Annotated in this window: 1 pseudogene; it reads right to left on the minus strand. The window is 31.6% G+C overall.

Annotation, left to right across the window (positions count from 1 at the left end):
- Window positions 1–16 precede the first annotated feature (16 nt).
- Window positions 17–269 (minus strand): annotated as a pseudogene (locus SB816_RS31965) (DeoR/GlpR transcriptional regulator); the annotation flags it as partial.

The raw sequence follows: 269 nt of genomic DNA on the forward strand, positions 1-269 counted from the left end.
CTAATGATTGAGTTAATCAATCAATAGCCTCCACTACAATAACTTCAATATTTTGCTCTTCAAACGTTTTAATAAGTTTTGGATTCGCATTTGAATCAGTAATTAATATGTCGACCTCTGTTAGAGGACAAAAAATAAAGTTACTTTGCTGACCAAGCTTTGTGCTATCAGCTAAAATAACTAATTTCTCTGTTTGTTTTTTTAATTTTTTTTCAGAACGAATTAATAGAGGATCGGATTCCATAACACCAAATTCACCTACGCCAGGT

It is taken from the genome of Achromobacter sp. SIMBA_011 (genome assembly GCF_046535435.1).
In the GTDB taxonomy this organism is placed as follows: domain Bacteria; phylum Pseudomonadota; class Gammaproteobacteria; order Burkholderiales; family Burkholderiaceae_B; genus Achromobacter; species Achromobacter dolens.